Annotated in this window: 14 protein-coding genes; 5 read left to right on the forward strand and 9 right to left on the reverse strand. The window is 63.9% G+C overall.

What is annotated here, in order from left to right:
• Nucleotides 1-348: 348 nt before the first annotated feature.
• From erpA to clcA, 3 genes are all read right to left on the reverse strand, one after another.
• A complete protein-coding gene (gene erpA / locus BN1120_RS12205; RefSeq protein ID WP_010675554.1) occupies nt 349-699 on the reverse strand; it encodes an iron-sulfur cluster insertion protein ErpA in 351 nt (116 codons plus the stop codon).
• A gap of 89 nt (nt 700-788) precedes the next feature.
• The gene (locus tag BN1120_RS12210) at nt 789-1,481 is read right to left on the reverse strand and encodes a DUF6776 family protein (RefSeq protein ID WP_042016291.1); all 693 of its coding nucleotides are present in this window, start codon (nt 1,479-1,481) and stop codon (nt 789-791) included.
• An 87-nt stretch (nt 1,482-1,568) separates the two neighbouring features.
• Nucleotides 1,569-2,963, reverse strand: a complete 1,395-nt coding sequence (gene clcA, locus BN1120_RS12215; RefSeq protein ID WP_039040862.1) for a H(+)/Cl(-) exchange transporter ClcA — start codon at nt 2,961-2,963, stop codon at nt 1,569-1,571.
• A gap of 209 nt (nt 2,964-3,172) precedes the next feature.
• Here clcA and hemL point away from each other — a divergent pair, with 209 nt between their 5' ends.
• Both hemL and BN1120_RS12225 read left to right on the forward strand, forming a co-directional pair.
• A complete protein-coding gene (gene hemL, locus BN1120_RS12220; RefSeq protein WP_010675557.1) occupies nt 3,173-4,459 on the forward strand; it encodes a glutamate-1-semialdehyde 2,1-aminomutase in 1,287 nt (428 codons plus the stop codon).
• Nucleotides 4,460-4,657: 198 nt separating this feature from the next.
• Nucleotides 4,658-5,470 (forward strand): hypothetical protein, encoded by an 813-nt coding sequence (locus BN1120_RS12225; protein ID WP_042016292.1) that lies wholly within the window; start codon nt 4,658-4,660, stop codon nt 5,468-5,470.
• Nucleotides 5,471-5,516: 46 nt separating this feature from the next.
• Here BN1120_RS12225 and BN1120_RS12230 read toward each other — a convergent pair whose 3' ends face one another.
• Nucleotides 5,517-6,419: a sulfite exporter TauE/SafE family protein gene (locus BN1120_RS12230; protein ID WP_042016293.1), complete on the reverse strand. Its 903-nt coding sequence runs from the start codon at nt 6,417-6,419 to the stop codon at nt 5,517-5,519.
• A 259-nt stretch (nt 6,420-6,678) separates the two neighbouring features.
• A complete protein-coding gene (locus BN1120_RS12235) occupies nt 6,679-7,362 on the reverse strand; it encodes a phosphatase PAP2 family protein (protein WP_010675560.1) in 684 nt (227 codons plus the stop codon).
• Between the two features lie 202 nt (nt 7,363-7,564).
• Here BN1120_RS12235 and BN1120_RS12240 point away from each other — a divergent pair, with 202 nt between their 5' ends.
• A complete protein-coding gene (locus BN1120_RS12240; protein WP_042016340.1) occupies nt 7,565-8,080 on the forward strand; it encodes a DUF2937 family protein in 516 nt (171 codons plus the stop codon).
• A 42-nt stretch (nt 8,081-8,122) separates the two neighbouring features.
• On the opposite strand, the gene BN1120_RS12245 is transcribed toward BN1120_RS12240, so the two are convergent.
• On the reverse strand, nt 8,123-9,004 hold the full coding sequence (locus tag BN1120_RS12245) for a LysR family transcriptional regulator (RefSeq protein ID WP_042016294.1): 882 nt from the start codon (nt 9,002-9,004) through the stop codon (nt 8,123-8,125).
• 157 nt (nt 9,005-9,161) lie between these two features.
• On the opposite strand from BN1120_RS12245, the gene BN1120_RS12250 reads away from it, so the two are divergent.
• Both BN1120_RS12250 and BN1120_RS12255 read left to right on the forward strand, forming a co-directional pair.
• Nucleotides 9,162-9,554, forward strand: coding sequence for a DMT family transporter (locus BN1120_RS12250; protein ID WP_042016295.1), 393 nt, complete (start codon nt 9,162-9,164; stop codon nt 9,552-9,554).
• Entirely contained in the window at nt 9,542-9,862 is a 321-nt protein-coding gene (locus BN1120_RS12255) for an SMR family transporter (protein WP_042016297.1), read from the forward strand. Before BN1120_RS12250 ends, BN1120_RS12255 begins: the two co-directional genes overlap by 13 nt.
• An 89-nt stretch (nt 9,863-9,951) precedes the next feature.
• Here the strand turns inward: BN1120_RS12255 and gloA2 are convergent, their stop codons facing one another.
• The 3 genes from gloA2 to hrpB form a co-directional block, all read right to left on the reverse strand.
• Nucleotides 9,952-10,353 carry an SMU1112c/YaeR family gloxylase I-like metalloprotein gene (gloA2, locus tag BN1120_RS12260; RefSeq protein WP_042016298.1) on the reverse strand — a complete coding sequence of 134 codons (402 nt, stop codon included), beginning with the start codon at nt 10,351-10,353 and terminating at the stop codon, nt 9,952-9,954.
• Between the two features lie 42 nt (nt 10,354-10,395).
• Nucleotides 10,396-12,717, reverse strand: coding sequence for a penicillin-binding protein 1B (mrcB, locus tag BN1120_RS12265; protein ID WP_010675566.1), 2,322 nt, complete (start codon nt 12,715-12,717; stop codon nt 10,396-10,398).
• A gap of 122 nt (nt 12,718-12,839) precedes the next feature.
• On the reverse strand, nt 12,840-15,293 hold the full coding sequence (gene hrpB, locus BN1120_RS12270; protein WP_042016303.1) for an ATP-dependent helicase HrpB: 2,454 nt from the start codon (nt 15,291-15,293) through the stop codon (nt 12,840-12,842).
• Between the last annotated feature and the right edge of the window lie 157 nt (nt 15,294-15,450).

The following is a 15,450-nucleotide window of genomic DNA, read 5'->3' on the forward strand; positions in this document are numbered from 1 at the left end:
ATTCAAATTGTTAAAGAGCAGGGTCTGAAACTATAACCCTCACCAGCTTGCTTTGCAAGGTGGACCAGACGCGCACTGCGCCGTGCTGATGGAGGCGCATTATAGGGATATGATTCTCGCTGACAAGCGAAAACTACGTGTTTATTTGAAAAAGACGCTCAGGTGTTTAATCAACAACCAACAAGACTAAAAAACCATCAACGATTCATCTAAATGAGCCTGCATACCTTCTCTATCGCTACCAATCGGTACCCGTTTTCGCCACATCAAGATCTACATGCCAGCCACGCCAGGCATACAAAAATGAAAAGGGCCCCTCGGGGCCCTTCATATCACGCGGCTTGTAGATCAGATGGAAAAACTGGAACCGCAACCGCAGGTCGTCGTGGCGTTGGGGTTGGTCACGGTGAAACGGGAACCTTCCAGGCCTTCGGTGTAATCCACGCTGCCGCCGACCAGGTATTGCAGGCTCATGGGATCGATCACCATGGTGACGCCGCTCTTCTCGACCACGGTATCGCCATCATTGATTTTCTCGTCAAACGTGAAACCGTACTGGAAACCGGAGCAGCCCCCCCCAGTGATGTAGACCCGCAACTTGAGTTCGGGATTCTCTTCTTCGGTGATCAAGGTCTTTACCTTGTTGGCTGCCGCATCCGTCATCTGGATGGGCAAGGGGGCTTCTGCTACTGCACTCATTGCTGACCTCACAACCGTTACATCCACAAACATGGAAACCGCGAAATTATCCAATACCCGACCATTTAGTTCAAGTATTCACCACTCTCTTACTGTGCTGCCGGCAAGGGGGCTGGTTGAGCGATCAGAGGCTTGAGCACCTCGTTCCACTCAGCAACCAGCTCCTGGGCCGGTTGCCGACCCTCCTTCGGGATGAGGATTCTCACCCTGTCCGGGATGAAGCCTGAGGGAAGCTGCCAATTGCCCTCCAAGAGCTGGAAGTATCGCAACGCGTAGCGTCCCTCCCCCACCTTCATGCCAAGATCCCGGCCACTGAGGATCCTGGGCTTGTCAGCCAGACTGCCTTCGAGCCGGATCTGCACCTGCCCCCGAAACAGCTCCCGCTTCTTGGCGGGTTGTGTGAGCGCCAGACGATAGTGGTAGCGACCCGGCACACTCGTCTCCTGCACTGTCAGATTGTCGATGGATACCCCCACCTGTTCGCCGGTGGGACGCATGATGCGCTCGAAGAAGGCCAGCTGACGTTTCTGCTCCTGTACCTGGGCTTCCTGATCCTTGAGCGTCTGCTGAAGTTGTTCGAAGGCGGCCTTCTGGGTCGCCAGCAGGGTCTCCCTGACGCCGAGATCCGTCTTCAGTTGTGCAATGGCCTTGCTCTGACGCTCCAACGTCTCTTGCTGCACCGTCATCAGGCTGCTCTGAGCCAGCTCCTGTCTGTTCCCGACGACATAACCGATACATGCCCCCACGGCCAGCACCACCAATAACTTCACGATTTGGGACATAAGGCCTCTTCTATATGCCGACATCAACACGGCCGGTTTCTTTTCACTATACGCGACCATGCCGGATTGATACGGATAAACAAAGAGTTAACCGGTCGCGATGCTGCTTTCACCCCGGTTTTGACGCGCAGCAAGCCGTAAAGTTCGCTCCAGGATCTGGGAATAGATGGGACGCCCCCCCAACCATTGCGCCACCAGGGTTGCCCCTATGGTGGTGATCATCATGGGCAGGATCAGCTGATAGTTGTCTGTCATCTCGGTCACCAGCACGATGCCTGTAATGGGGGCACGCACGGTGGCGGCGAAGAGCGCCCCCATGCCGGCGATGGCAAAGGCGCCCGGTTCGATGCCGAGATCGGGAAATGCAGAGTGGAACAGGTGACCAAAGATCACCCCGAACAGGGTGCCCAGCGCCAGGGTCGGCGCAAAGACACCACCAGGGGCCCCCGAGCAAAAGCAGATGAGGGTACCCACCAGTCGCACCGAGAAGATGATGAAGAGGGTCGCCATCGCATAGTCTCCCCCCGTCAGATGCGGGATGAGCTCGATTCCCCCTCCAGTGACCGAAGGGGCGAACAGCGACAGCATGCCAAAGGTTCCAGCCACCCCCATGCCGATGATGACGAAACGGTGGCGCTTGTTCTGATGCAATGCCAGATAACCATCCTGACAGGCGAGCACCAGCTTGTTGAAGACGAACCCCAGCACACCAAAGCAGCCCCCCATGAAAAGAAACAGCCAGAGCGCCTTCAAGGCCGGAGCGTCGTAGTGAGGCAGCATGATGACGGGGGATTGCCCTTTCATGTTCTGCAGCATCAGGGTCGCCATGACGGCCGAAATCCCGACCGCCTTGATGGCGAGGAAGGAGTAGCGAAATTGCGGTCGCATCTCTTCCATGACAAACAGTATCCCTGCCAGCGGGGCATTGAAGGCCGCAGCGAGACCACCCGCCGCACCGGCAGCCAGCAGGGCATGGCCATGCTCCTTGGGCAACCGGAAGATATCCGCCACCATCTTGCCGAGGTTGCCCCCTATCTGCACCGAGGGCCCCTCTCGCCCCAGCACCATGCCGGAACTCAGGGTACAGACCCCGCCAAAAAACTTCACCGGCAACACCCGCCACCAGCGTACCGGGCGCAGGTCGTCCATGGCCCCTTCAATTTCCGGGATACCGGATCCCCCCGCCTCGGGGGCAAAGGCATGAGTGAGGAAATAGCCGACCAACCCCAGCAGGGCGCTGAAACCAAAGCCGAGCAGGCCGAGCTGCCACCAGGGGCGATCGGCCAGCAAGTCGACACGCTGCTGGGCCAGCCAGTGAACGCAAGACTCGAACAATCCGCACACCAGACCTGCCAGCAGGCCGACCAGGGCCGCCAACAGGAGCACCAGCAGCGGCATCTTGTCCCGCCGTATCAGGCGCTGCAAGACTGGAGGACGACGCAGCGAGGCCGCGTCGGCGGAAGGAATGGCTTGTTGCTCCATGGATAATCACGCTCATCTAACGAGGACCAGACACACCTCGGCCTCGGCTGCCCAGCTCTGGGCCTTTCTGCTATAGTCGGCCCGTTTCATGTATCACGGGCGAGAGTCCGGGGCGAGAGCGCAAAGCATACTCCTCCCGCCATCCCCTGCCGAGCCGCAATCGGCAGCCTGCGCCCGGGTAACGACCAAAATCCCATTAAGGATGATCCATGTCAAAATCAGATCAGCTGTTTGAACAGGCCCGCCAGACCATTCCCGGTGGCGTCAACTCACCGGTCCGCGCCTTCAACGGGGTCGGCGGCACACCCCGCTTCATCGATCACGCCGATGGCGCCTACCTCTATGACGTGGATGGTCAGGCCTATGTGGATTACATCGGTTCCTGGGGTCCCATGCTGCTGGGCCACAACCACCCGGCCATCAAGGCCGCGGTCATCAAGGCGGTGGAGAAGGGACTGAGCTACGGTGCCCCAACCGAGATCGAAGTGCTGATGGCCGAGAAGGTGCGCCAGATCGTCCCCTCCATGGAGCAGGTGCGGATGGTCAACTCCGGCACCGAAGCGACCATGAGCGCCATCCGGCTGGCCCGCGGCTACACCGGTCGCGACAAGATCGTCAAGTTTGAAGGCTGCTACCACGGCCATGCCGACTCCCTGCTGGTCAAGGCCGGTTCCGGCGCCCTCACCCTGGGTCAGCCCAACAGCCCGGGCGTACCGGCCGATTTCGCCAAACACACGCTCACCTGTGTCTTTAACGATCTGGATTCGGTGCGCGAAGCCTTTACCCAGTACGGCAGCGAGATCGCCTGTATCATCGTCGAGCCGGTAGCCGGCAACATGAACTGCATCCCGCCGGTGCCCGGCTTCCTGGAAGGGCTGCGCGCCATTTGTGACGAATTCGGCGCCCTGCTGATCCTGGACGAGGTGATGACCGGCTTCCGCGTCTCCCTGCGCGGTGCCCAGGGCCACTACAACATCGACCCGGATCTCACCACCCTCGGCAAGATCATCGGTGCCGGCATGCCGGTAGGCGCCTTCGGCGGCAAGAAGAAGGTGATGCAGCACATCGCCCCGACCGGCCCCGTCTATCAGGCTGGTACCCTCTCCGGCAACCCGGTGGCCATGGCCGCCGGCCTCACCATGCTGGACCTGCTGCTGGAGCCGGGCCTCTATGAGCAGCTGAGCGCCAAGACCGCCCGTGTCGCCGAGGGGCTGAAAGCCGCCGCCGCCAGGCACGGCATCCCGCTTGCCATCAACTACGTGGGCGGCATGTTCGGCTTCTTCTTCACCGACGAGCCCGAGATCACCCGCTACGAGCAGGTCACTCGCTGCGACATGGAACGCTTCAAGCGCTTCTACCATCTGATGCTGGAAGAGGGTGTCTATCTGGCTCCGAGCGCCTACGAGGCGGGCTTCCTGTCGCTGGCCCACGGCGACAAGGAGATCGAACACACTCTGGCGGCCGCCGAGCGCAGCTTCGCCAAGCTGGCTGGCTGACAAGCCGCAAGATGTGCAGAGGGCCCCGATGGGGCCTTTTTTGTTTGCTCGTCCCGACAAGGCACCATAGTGGTGCATCCTTAAGTCCCTCACCGGAGCCTTGCCACCTGCTGGTGCGCCGCGCCGTACACGGGCTGTCATAAATCGGGCCCACAATTTGCAGGCCCCTGCTCAGGAGCCCATTGGACCGAGGTGTATATGGCAGAGATGAGCCCCATCGATGTGCTGCGGCGCTATCAGGAGTACGAAACCGAGCTGGCCCCCCTGCTGCTGGGGCTGCTCACCCTCCCCGAGGCATCTCTCAAGACCTATGCCTTCGTCGAGGAGGTGAAGAGCCTGGCCCCCCAGATCAGGCCAGCCATACTGGCGCCCGTTCCGGCGGCCCAGGGGCAGCTGCGCCTGCTGGTGCAGGGCCATGGCCGGGAGCTGGAGATCAACCTGCACCAGCTGATCGCCTGGCTGATGGGGGACAGGGAGCGGCGGCGCGCCATTCCCTGGTTCAGGGCCGTCTACGTCGTCCTGAGTCTGGCCCTGTTTCTCATCGTCGGCACCCTCATCTGGCACGGGCTGGAACAGCTCTATCTGCTCCTGTGCGGCACCCAGCAGAACCGGCTGGGGGCCTTCAGCGCCATCATCTTCCTCACGCTCGCGCTGGCGGTGTTCGATCTCGGCAAGACCATCCTCGAAGAGGAGGTGCTGCTGCATAAGGACATCTTCCGCCACAGCGCCATCCGGCGCACCATTACCCGCTTTATCGCCGCCATCCTGATCGCGGTCTCCATCGAGGGGTTGCTGCTGCTGTTCAAGGGATCCCTCGGCCAGAGCGAACTGCTCTGGCCTGCGGTGGGGGTGATGGGGTGCGCCGTGGGGTTGCTACTGGCGCTGGGGCTCTATGTGTTTCTCGGTGCCAGGGCGGAAGCCGCACTGGTCGCCTCCAGCCAGCAGACCGCTCACTCGGAGGGGGCTGCCAGAGGCATCAGAAGACGCGCCAGAACCGGGCGAGCGGGATGACATACCAACGCGGGGTGCCCGTGCAGGCGGGCCTCGCCGACGCCAGCTAGCTCGTCGCCTCTGCCAGCGCGGGCGCTGGCTGTCGCCGCGCCGCCCGCCAGGAGGCGTACATGGTCCAGGAGGTATAGATGACGATGAAGGCCACCAGCCATTTGAGCATCTCCATCTCCATGGATTTGACCAGCATGGCCGCCAGCACCACGCCGATGGGGCCGAAGATGGCCACCGCCAGCACGGCCCGCGCATCGAAAGCCCCCTTGCGGATGAAGGTCCCCGCCGAGAAGACGCTGAGAACGGCGGTGGATCCCATCATGATGGGGAAGGCCACCAGCGGGTTCATGCCGAGCAGATAGACCAGGGTCATGCAGGGGGCGAACAGGCCGATACCGACGTTCATCAGGGCTCCGAACAGGAAGTTGCCGGCAAGGGCGATCCCCAGCTTGTAACCGCTCAGCCCCATGGCCTCGCCACCGAGGGGGAAGAGCCCGAGCAGGCCGGCAAAGATGAGACCGGCGACCACCAGTAGGGAGACCGCCATCACCAGCCGGATGGTCTGGCGATCAAAGGAGGCCACGTAACGGGCGCCCCAGGCCGCACCGGCTGCTGCCGCCGCCATCATGCTGATGAGGGTCATGGGATCCACGTTGACCACGCCGATGAAGATGAGAGCCTGGGTCACGGTCGGCAGCACGCACTGGCCGTTGAGGGTACCGGGCAGCACCCGATCATCGATCAGCCTGAACTGCTTGTAGCAGGCGGTCTTCACCGCAAAGCTCCCTACCCCCAGGGTATCGAGAAAATTGGCCACAAAGCCGATGGCCGCCACCGGCCAGAAAGGGGTGGCTTCGAGCTGGCCATGACGCCGTTTGTGCCACCAGGCACGGACCAGCATAACGAGAAAGACCAGGGCACAACCGATAAACAAGAGACGCAGAAAAGTGACAAGCATGGGGAGACCTCCAACAACGGGCGGCGATTCTAAGGCAGCGGAGGGAAAAAATCCTGGCCAGGATCATGAGAGGACGGATGCAAACGTTTGGCCCCGACTATTTTGGCTGGCAGAACCCGAATGGGGCTATCCATACTGGTTGGGAGGGCGACAGCCCGGGCTCATCGGGCGTAGTCCTGGTCATTTCGCGACGACCACAGCACCGGTGAGGCGTAAACGAAAGAAGGCGGGGTGACCCGCCTTCTTTTTTCATTCTCCGTCAGGCAATCCAGCGTGGCAACCGGGGAGCCAGGCGGTCGATCAGGCGATCCGACACGGGAGTGAGCAACAGCAGCGGCAGGCAGATCAGGGAGAGGCAAAGAGCGCCTACATAGACGTCCGTCATCCAGTGCGCACCCGCCAGGATGCGGGGCGCCGAAAACAGGGGCACCATCACCACCGCAACCACCCCGGCCCAGCGCGGCAGATAGCGCAGGGCAAAACCGGCGAAGATCATCAGGAAGAGGGCGTGATCACCGGGGAAGCTGTCACCGGCGGAGTCCTTGGTGGGAATCGCACTGATCTCGGTCAGGCGCAGTGCCCCGTCCACCATCAGGGTGGGGCTGGGACGGCTGACCGGCAACAGATGCCCGAGCTGATTGATCACCAGGGCCCCCAGCAGCATCACGACCCCCATGGCCACCAGACGACGGCGCTCCTGCCCGTCGGCACGGAAGAAGCAACTGGCGAGGATCCCGCCCATGCAGGCCAGCGCGGCCAGATCGAACAGGCGGTTGTTGGTGATGGCCACCAGATCGGCCCAACGGGGGGAGTGGCCAATCCAGCCATTGACCAGCTGGAAGAGGGCGAGATCCCACCCATCCCAGGGGCCGTGCTCAGGCAGGGCGCCCCAACTGAAGGCGATGAGGCCCCCGGCCAGATAGAAAGGAATGAACTTGCTCATGCCGACGTGTCCTTCGAAAAACGCTCATTCTAGGCCAGCCGCAAGATGATTTGCATCACAAAAGTGTAAGAATTCGTGTAACAAAGGTATTCCATCGGCTCTTCTTTTGGCGCCGCCGACCAGGTGGGCAAGCGCGCCCCCTCCTTGGCTCTCCCACCGGTTGCGGCTAGTATGGGCGCTCCCTTCGTTCAGGATGATGATGATGCGCAGCTACCTTCGCATGATGTTGTTTGCCCTCGGTTTGCTGGCAGGTGTACAGATCCCCGGGCTGGTCGATCTCTACTTCCAGCGGCTGGATGCCCGGCTGCAGCAGGCAGGTCTGGCGCTGGCCCCCTTCCAGCGCACGGCGGACCAGCACTTCAATGGCGATCTGCAGGCGCTGGTCGCCCATTACGGTGCCAGCCAGGATCCCGTCTTCACCCAGGATGCCACCAGCCTCCAGCAACTGGTGAACCAGCAGCAGCACCTTCAGGGGGAGATCGCCGTGCGGGAGAGCCCCTGGTACCAGCAGCTCTCCCACCTGTTGCTGCGCGCCGATCCCACCCTCTGGCAGGATACCCTGCACAACTACGGCTATGTGGTCCCCCTCAAACAGGCCGCCATTTTCTGCGGCGTGGCGGCGGGTCTGCTGACCTCCCTGACGGGGGATCTGCTGCTCGGCCTCCTGCTGCTGCCATTTCGCTCCCGCCAGCGCGTCCCCCGTCACGGCCTGCGCTGATCCCCTCTCACTGCCAACCGGGGTGCCCGCCCCGGTTGGCGGCTACTCGAAGGGTTCGAGATAGGCTTCTATGGCCTTCTTCAGCCAGGCCAGCACCTGGCCGTGATGGGCGTTCTCCGACAGATAGACTCCGTAATCGCGCCACTGCAGGCTGAACTTGTGCTTCAGGGTCAGCAGCTCCCCCTGGCGCAGCTGGCTCTGGATAAGGGGTGAAGGCAGCACCGCCCAGCCCAGACCATCCAGCACCGCATCCCGCATCAGTTCGAAACTCGACAACCCGATATGCTGCCCCCCGATGGGCAGCAGGCTCTTGACCGAAAACGCGTCCACATAGGAGAGAGTGACCTGGGTGTGATCGGTCAGATCCTGCTGCAACACCCGCTTCAGCCCAGCCAGCGGGTGGCTTGGCGCCACCACCATCAGGGTGCGGATCGGGTTGAGCACGTCGATGCAAAGACCGCTGCGCTCCTGTTCCTCGGTGATGAGGCCGAAGGCGGCATCCACGAACCCCTCTTCCACCAGGGCCGGCAGCTCCGGCGGTGAGGCCAGCACCAGGGAGATGCTGGTGCCCGGAAACTGGCGACGCAGCGCCCCCAGCATCTCGCGCCATACCACCTCGGGAATGGCGTCGTCCCGGGCTACCCGCAGCGCCACCTCGGCACCGGAGGCATGGTGCTCGCACTTGAGCTTCAGGCTGTTGGCGGCCTGCAACAGCCGCCGACAGTCGTCCAGCACTTGCTCGCCGATTTCGGTCAGTCGGCTCTGGTTCGCCCCTCGTTCGAAAAGTTCGACGCCAAGCTCCACTTCCAGGGTTGCAATCGCCGAGCTCACGGCGCTGCGACTCTTGCCAAGTCGTCTGGCGGCATTGGCTATCGAACCACTGTCTGCTGTTTCTACAAAGAGTTGTATCTGATTTAGCTTCATGACTTCAAACTGGCGGCAGATTATTCCATCACCACCTTATCCCCTGCCCCGCCCCCAAGGCAAACAAGCAGCGACAGCTTTCTCGACGCTCAGCGATAACCTTGCCCGTTTCGGGTGCCGTTATCCTCTCTTCGTCGCAGCAACAGAAGGAAACTGCATGTCATCCCGTCCCCTGCTTTTGGCCCGCCTCTTCCTGACGGGGGCCATCCTGACCGAGGTCGCCGGCACCTCCTCCATGGCCCTGATCCCAAAGAGCGAGAGCGGCTGGATCCACTATCTGCCGATGTGGCTCCTCATCACCCTCTCCTACCTGCTGCTCGCCAAGGCCGCCAGGACAATCTCCATTGGTATCGCGTTTGCGCTGTGGGAAGGGCTGGGGATCGCCCTCATCACCGCCGTCTCCGTCCTGTTCCTCGGCTACGAGCTGAGCATCCAGGAGTGGATCGGACTGGCGCTGGCCATAGTGGGGATTGTCATGGTGACCCTGGGCGAGACCCATGATGTACCAGCCCCCACCCGCCAGAGGAGGGAAGCCCCATGCACCCGTTGATCATCGTACTGGGCGCCGCCCTGCTGGATATCGGCGCCAACATGGCGATCAACCGCTCCATCGGTTTTCGCGACAAGGGGTGGGGCGTCCTCGGCATTCTGCTGGTGCTCTGTGCCTTCACTCTGCTCAGCGAGGCGGTCAGTACCGGCAAGATCGATCTGGCCGTGGCCTATGCCACCTGGGGCGCCATCGGCATCCTGGGCACCGCCCTCGGGGGCCTGCTGCTGTTCGGCGAGCGCCTCAGACCCGTCGGCTGGCTCGGCATGATGGTGATGGCGGTGGCGGTCGCCCTGCTGACCACAGCATGATCCCCTCTCCAACCCCATGAAAAAAGCCGCCCTGTTCCCAGGGCGGCCTTTTCATGGTCAAACCGATCATCCAGGTTGCAACAGGCAGCCTAACGCGCTGCCTCGTACAGCTCCAGCGGCAGGCCGTCGGGGTCGGCGAAGAAGGTAAAGCGCTTGCCGGTCAGCTCGTCCACCCGCACCGGCTCCACTTCCACCCCGTGCAGCTCCAGGTGGGCGATGACCCGGTCGAGATCCGCCACCCGAAACGCCAGGTGGCGCAACCCGCACGCCTCCGGCCTGGAGGGGCGGGGCGGCGGCGCCGGGAAGCTGAACAGCTCCAGCTGGCTGCCGTCCGGCAGCGCCAGATCCAGCTTCCACGACTGACGCTCGGCCCGCAGGGTCTCGGCAATGATGGGCAACCCCAGCACCTGGTGATAGAAGTGGCGCGAGCGCGGATAGTCGCTGGCGATGATGGCCACGTGATGGATGGCCTCAAACAGGGGATGGGTCATGGCAATCCTTGCAAAACGGGCAGCCTGCGCTGCCCGTCTTCGTCAGTTGAAGAAACCGTTGAACCAGTTGTCCAGGGCATTCGCCGGGTCCGAGACCGGGCTGGCACAGCTCATGGGCTCGGCCAGCCCGGCCAGCTTGGCCGGCACCTGCAGACTGCCGGGACAATCACTGGCCACCCGGGCACCGCTCGAGCGGGAGAAGTTGGCCCAGCTAACCCCTTCGGGCATCTTCAGCCCCAGGCTGTTGACCCCTCGCTGGCTCATGTAGCCGCTGAACAGCTGCAAGGCGCCACTGGCACCGGTCAGCCCGGCCGGGGTGTTGTCGTCACGGCCGACCCAGACGCTCACCAGCTCGTTGTTGTCCATCCCGGCAAACCAGGAGTCTCGCAGCTCGTTGGTGGTACCGGTCTTGGCTGCCATGGTGGCCCCGGGGAACTTGGCACCGAGCGCACGGGCCGTCCCCTGGCTCACCGTCTTGGTCATGGCGAACAAAGTAAGCCAGCTTGCCTGGGGATCCGTCACTCGCTTGGCCGCTTCGTCATGCTGGTAGAGCTGGCGCCCCTCGCCATTCACCACGGCCCGGATGGCCGACAGGGGCTGGGTCAACCCCTGGTTGGCAATGGGCAGGTACATCTGGTTCACCTCCATGGGCGAGAGCGCCACCGCCCCCAGCACCAGGGACGGATAGGGCTGGATCTCCTGCTGCACCCCCAGCTTGTGCAGGGTGTCCACCACCTTGTCCAGGCCTATCTGCATCCCGAGGTTGACGGTCGGCACGTTGAGGGAGCTGGCAAGCGCCTCCATCAGGGGCACGCTCTGGCGGAACTTGCGGTCGTAATTCTGCGGCGTCCAGATCTGGCCATCCTGGCCGCGAATGCGGATCGGCTGATCTTTAAGCGGCGTGCCCAGGGTCAGGCCGTTGGAGAGGCCGGTCAGGTAGACCGCCGGTTTGACCAGGGAGCCAATCTGACGGCGGGCATCCAGTGCCCGGTTGAAGCCGGCGTAGCGGGGATCCCGTCCCCCCACCATGGCGACCACCTCGCCCTTGTGCCAGTCGGAGACCACCATGGCCGCCTCCAGCTTCTTCTTGCCACGCTGCTTCTCGATGGTGGCCAGACCCGACTCCACCGCCTGCTCGGCGGCGTGCTGGGCGATGGGATCCAGACTGGTGAAGATCTTGAGGCCGGACTGCTTGAGCAGATCCGGGCCGAAGCGGTTCTGGATCTCCCGCTTGAGCAGCCCCATGAAGGCCGGGGTACGGCCATAGCTCATCTGGCCGCGGGCGATAATGCCAAGGGGCTGCTTGCTGGCCAGGTCATACTCGGCCTGGGTCAGGCTGCCGTGATCCGCAAGCAGTTTCAGCACCAGATCCCGGCGCGCCTTGGCCCGGTCGGGGAATCGCCAGGGATCGTAATAGGAGGGGCCCTTCACCATGCCCACCAGCAGGGCCACCTGATCGATGTCCAGCTCGTTGACCGGAATACCGAAGTAGAAGTAGGAGGCGAGCCCGAAGCCGTAGACCCCCTGGGAGAAGTTCTGCCCCAGATAGACCTCGTTGAGGTAGGCCTCCAGGATCTCGTCCTTGCTGTAGCGGTAGTCGATGAGCACCGCCATGTAGGCTTCCTGCAGTTTGCGCCACAGGCTGCGCTCACGGGTCAGGAAGAAGTTCTTGGCGAGCTGCTGGGTGAGCGTACTGCCCCCCTGCACGGTGCGACCCGCCAGCAGGTTGGCTGCCATGGCGCGCATGATGGCCACCGGCGAGACACCGCCGTGCTGGTAGAAGTCCCTGTCTTCCGTGGTGAGCAACGTCACCAGCAGGCTGTCCGGCACCTCGGAGAGGCGCACCAGCAGGCGGTCTTCCCGATCCTCGGTGTTGAGGCGATCGAGCAGCACCGGGTCCATCTGGGCATAGCCGAGCTGGCGCTGGTTCTCCAGGGACTGGATCCCCTCGAGGCGCGCCCCGTTGAAGGTGAGACGCAGGCCACGGGCGCCGTCGGCACCGTCGTGGAACTCAAACGGCCGGCGCACCAGCTCGATGCGATTGCCGCTCACCGCGTACTCACCCGGGGTATGGGGCTGACGCACCTGCTTGTAGCTCAGCATGTTGAGCTCGCGCAGCATCTGGGTCTGGGAGAGCCGCTGGCTGGGATAGAGCTCCAGCGGGCGGCTGTAGACCATCACCGGCAACTGCCACTTCTCCCCGTCGAAGCGCTCGCGCACCTTGGTGTCGAGATAGATGCCAAACACCACCATGAAGGCCGCCACCACCAGAGAGAGCTTGAAGCCCAGCCAGAACAGGGTGCGCCAGATGGTGCGTTTGGGCGCCGCCTTCTTGGGCGTGCGCTTGCGTCGTTGGGTTGCCATAAATCCTCTTGTCGTTCTCCTCGCCATCCCGCTGATGCGAGCGGCCTGCGATGCCTGTTGTGGAGGGGACTGTGCCACCGCCATCTTGTTCTGATCGTACCGACCGATCACTGCCCCGTCGGCTACTCCTGCAATCCCATCTTTTTCTTGGTCACCCGGGTCGGCATCGCCTCCAGCGGGTTGTCCGGCCAGTAGTGACGGGGGTAGCGCCCCTTCATCTCTTTTTTCACCTGCTCATAGGATCCCGCCCAGAAGGCGGCGAGATCCGCGGTGATCTGCAAGGGGCGCTGGGCCGGGGAGAGCAGCTCCACCACCAGGGGGACCCGGCCATCGGCCACGCATGGGGTCGCGCCCAGCCCGAACATCTCCTGGATGCGCACCGGGATCGCCGGCGCCTGACCCGGCTGGTAGCGGATCCGTACCCGGCTGCCGGTCGGTGCGGTGAAGTGGCTCGGCAGCGCCTCGTCCAGCCGCCTTGGCAGGGGCCAGGGCAGAGACTGGCGCAGGATGTCGCTCATGTCGAGCCGCTTCAACTGCTCCAGCCGGGTCATGCCGCTCACCGCCGGCAGCAGCCACTGCTCGAGGTCGGCCAGCAGGCTCTCCTCATCCATGGCGGGCCAGGCTTCGTCGGGCAGCCAGTCGCGGGCGCAGCGCAAGCGGGCCAGCAGCCCCTCGCTACTCTCGTCCCAGGGCAGCACGTGCAGCCCCTTGCGCCGGATGCCCTGCAGCAGGCAGCGCCCCTTCTGTTCATCGGAGAGATCCGTCAGCGGCCGCTGGCCGAGCACCAGCTCGCCGAGCACCTGCTGGCGCTCCGCACGCACCCGTTCCTCCCGATCGTCCCAGTCGAACCACTGGCGCTCGCTCACCAGCTCGGACAGCTGGCGCACCAACTCATCCAGCGCCACCGGCTCGGCGATGAAGATGCGGCTGCCGCGCTCGTTCTGACCCATTTCGACGGCCACGATGGCCCCCTGCCCCTGGCAGGGATGCCCTTCTACCAGATCGCAGCTCACCCCGCCACTGAGCTGATAGCGGCTGCCACTGCGCAGCTTGCCGATGCGATCGGGCCAGGCGAGGGCGCACAGCAACCCCAGCCATTGACCCTGCGGGCTGCTTGCCCGCACGCCGAGCCGCTCGAACCAGCGGGCCGCCCCCTGGCGCAGGGCGCCCTGACGGCGGTGGAACAGCACGGACAGGCGCTCCGATCCTCGCAGATCTTCTTCCAGCAGCGCCACCAGGAAAGCCGCATCGGCGACAATCCCTGTCAGACCCTCGGATTCCAGCTCGCGGGCCCGCAGCAGCATGCGGGCAAGGCGGGGATGGGTGCCGAAGGCCACCATGGCACGGCCTGCCGGGGTAAGTTGTTGCTCACCCTTCGGGGCCATGGCGCCCAGGGCCACCAGCAACCGCCGGGCGCTGGCCACGGCGGCAGGGGGCGGCATGTCCAGCAGGGGCAGCGCCTCCACCCGGGCCCCCCACTGGGCGGCGTCCATCAGCAGGCCGGTGAGCTCTTGCGTCAGGATGTCGGGGGGACTCTGCTCGGCGAGGCGCTCCTGCACCTCGCTGCTCCAGAGCCGGTAGCAGACGCCGGGGCCAAGCCGCCCTGCCCGCCCCGCCCGTTGGGTGGCGGAGGCTTTGGCGATGGGCCGGGTCTCCAGCCGGGTAACGCCGCTCTTGATATCGAAGGTGGCGCGCCGCTCCAGTCCGCTGTCGATGACCACGGAGATCCCCTCGATGGTGAGGGAGGTCTCCGCCACGTTGGTGGTGAGCACCAGCTTGCGACGACCCGCAGGCGCAGGCTCGATGGCCGCTTGCTGGGCCGCGAGGTCAAGACGGCCATAGAGGGGAGCCAGGGTCACATCCCCTGGCAACCGCCCTTCCAGCCACTGTGCCAGCCGCTCTATCTCCCCCTGTCCCGGCAGGAACACCAGGGCACTGCCAGCCTGACTGGCGAGCGCCTCCAGCACCACGGCGCCGACCTGGGGCTCCAACCACTGCTGGCGATTGGCGGGGCGATAGTGGTACTCGATGGGAAAGCCGCGCCCCTCGGAGCGCACCACGGGGGCGCCTGGCAGCAGGCGCTCCAGGGCCATGCCATCCAGGGTGGCGGACATCACCAGCAGCTTGAGATCATCGCGCAACCCCTGCTGGCTTTCGATGGCGAAGGCCAGCGCGGTATCGGCGTGCAGGCTGCGCTCGTGGAACTCGTCAAAGATGACGAGCGACACGCCGGTGAGCTCAGGATCCTGCTGCAGCATCCGGGTCAGCACCCCCTCGGTCACGATCTCGAGCCGGGTCTGGCTGCTGGTGCGGCTCTCCCCGCGCACTCGCAGGCCGATGCGCTCGCCCACCTTCTCCCCCAGCTGACGCGCGAGGAAGCTCGCGATGTTGCGCGCCGCGAGGCGCCTGGGCTCCAGCATGATGATGCGCCCGGGCAGCCGGTGCTGGCGCACCAGCTCCAGGGGCAGCAGGGTCGATTTGCCCGCACCGGGGGGCGCCTGCAGGATCACGCTGGTATGGTTGTCGAGGGCTGCAAAGAGTTCGGGCAACACCGGGACGATGGGGAGGGAAGACAAAGCGATGGGCACCTTCTGTGACACTCCTGAAAAGGGGTCCATTCTGCCACAGCCTCCCGGCCATCGTAAGCGCCCCTGCCGGGCAGGGGCAGGAAGCATCAGGTGCAACACGGCAAGACATCCCGGGAGCGGCTGCCATAGAATGGCCCTTATCCGA

The organism is Aeromonas caviae, assembly GCF_000819785.1.
GTDB lineage: Bacteria > Pseudomonadota > Gammaproteobacteria > Enterobacterales > Aeromonadaceae > Aeromonas > Aeromonas caviae.

Bases quoted from the DNA above. Each gene is read 5' to 3' on its own strand.
- hemL (WP_010675557.1), top strand. From the start codon at position 3,173: ATGTCAAAATCAGATCAGCTGTTTGAACAGGCCCGCCAGACCATTCCC.
- BN1120_RS12210 (WP_042016291.1), bottom strand. From the start codon at position 1,481: ATGTCCCAAATCGTGAAGTTATTGGTGGTGCTGGCCGTGGGGGCATGT.
- BN1120_RS12225 (WP_042016292.1), top strand. From the start codon at position 4,658: ATGGCAGAGATGAGCCCCATCGATGTGCTGCGGCGCTATCAGGAGTAC.
- gloA2 (WP_042016298.1), bottom strand. From the start codon at position 10,353: ATGACCCATCCCCTGTTTGAGGCCATCCATCACGTGGCCATCATCGCC.
- BN1120_RS12240 (WP_042016340.1), top strand. From the start codon at position 7,565: ATGCGCAGCTACCTTCGCATGATGTTGTTTGCCCTCGGTTTGCTGGCA.
- clcA (WP_039040862.1), bottom strand. From the start codon at position 2,963: ATGGAGCAACAAGCCATTCCTTCCGCCGACGCGGCCTCGCTGCGTCGT.
- BN1120_RS12245 (WP_042016294.1), bottom strand. From the start codon at position 9,004: ATGAAGCTAAATCAGATACAACTCTTTGTAGAAACAGCAGACAGTGGT.
- BN1120_RS12250 (WP_042016295.1), top strand. From the start codon at position 9,162: ATGTCATCCCGTCCCCTGCTTTTGGCCCGCCTCTTCCTGACGGGGGCC.
- BN1120_RS12230 (WP_042016293.1), bottom strand. From the start codon at position 6,419: ATGCTTGTCACTTTTCTGCGTCTCTTGTTTATCGGTTGTGCCCTGGTC.
- erpA (WP_010675554.1), bottom strand. From the start codon at position 699: ATGAGTGCAGTAGCAGAAGCCCCCTTGCCCATCCAGATGACGGATGCG.
- mrcB (WP_010675566.1), bottom strand. From the start codon at position 12,717: ATGGCAACCCAACGACGCAAGCGCACGCCCAAGAAGGCGGCGCCCAAA.
- BN1120_RS12255 (WP_042016297.1), top strand. From the start codon at position 9,542: ATGCACCCGTTGATCATCGTACTGGGCGCCGCCCTGCTGGATATCGGC.
- BN1120_RS12235 (WP_010675560.1), bottom strand. From the start codon at position 7,362: ATGAGCAAGTTCATTCCTTTCTATCTGGCCGGGGGCCTCATCGCCTTC.